Source organism: Paraglaciecola sp. 20A4 (assembly GCF_011378905.1).
Classification (GTDB): Bacteria; Pseudomonadota; Gammaproteobacteria; order Enterobacterales; family Alteromonadaceae; genus Paraglaciecola.
Window position 1 is genome coordinate 1 of the sequence record NZ_WTPY01000076.1, and the last position, 1,097, is coordinate 1,097.

General features: G+C 40.9%; 1 protein-coding gene. It reads right to left on the reverse strand.

The window, feature by feature from the left end; translation table 11 throughout:
* Nucleotides 1-29: 29 nt before the first annotated feature.
* Nucleotides 30-1,001 (reverse strand): IS30 family transposase, encoded by a 972-nt coding sequence (locus tag GQS54_RS22880; RefSeq protein ID WP_166426226.1) that lies wholly within the window; start codon nt 999-1,001, stop codon nt 30-32.
* Between the last annotated feature and the right edge of the window lie 96 nt (nt 1,002-1,097).

The window sequence follows — 1,097 nt, forward strand, 5'->3', positions numbered from 1 at the left end:
GGCAGATTCAACTTTGAAGTGCATAACAGCTAAGCAGCTATTGCTACCATGTGTTCAGCCATTAACTTGGCTGGCGTTTTATAATTTAGTTTTTTTCTTGGCCTATCATTGAGATTGACTATTACATCCTGAACCGCTGATTGCGATACTTTTTTGAAATCTGTTGATTTCGGCCAGTATTGTCGCAAAAGGCCGTTGGTGTTTTCATTTAGGCCTCGTTGCCACGAACAATAAGGATCTGCAAAATAAACATCACATTGCAGGTGTTCAGTCATCTTTTCATGGTACGCAAACTCTTTACCATTATCAGCCGTGATAGTGAATACAGCGCCTTTAAACGGTGCTAACAAAGTAATGGTCGCGGCAGTGACTGTTTTCGCTGATTTGTCATCTACACGTGTCGAAACGGTAAAACTAGTTTTTCGCTCTACTATCGTGATCAGTGCGCCACTGTGACCTTTGCCAATAACTAGGTCAATTTCCCAATCACCCACTCTACTTTTATCATCAACAATATGCGGGCGCTCATCAATGCTGACACGGTTCTTAATAAACCCTCTGCCAGCTTGCTTATCTTTACTACGCGATTGATAAGCTTTACCTTTCCTTCTTAAATGCTGGAATAAATCACCACCACATAGCTTGTCAGACCAAATGTGCTGATAAATGGTTTCATGACTAACATTGATGTTCTGGTCTTCCCTAAGCCAACCCGACACCTGCTCTGGACTCCATTTCTCGTTAAGTTTTGATTCAATTACTACGATGAGTTTATTTGTCATTTTTATGGCTTTACAAGCGGCTAACCGCCGTGTGTCTGTCGATGTTTGCGCTTGCTTAAAACGATAGCCTCGTTTGCCTGTATTGCGTGAGAACTCCCTGCTAATGGTTGATTGGCTAACTTTTAGCTGTGTGGCTATTTTATTTTGACTCATACCTGTTTTACTTAAAGCATAAATCTGGCATCGTTGTTCATAGGTCAGTTGTTTATATGTTTTCATTGTTGCATCTCTTGCCGGAGAAAAAGCGATTAGCATATATTCGGCTGACCGTTTTTTCTACCCGTTCAAGTTATGCACTTATTCTTTGAATCCAAG

Coding starts and splice junctions, on each gene's coding strand:
- GQS54_RS22880 (WP_166426226.1), bottom strand. CDS start 1,001: ATGAAAACATATAAACAACTGACCTATGAACAACGATGCCAGATTTAT.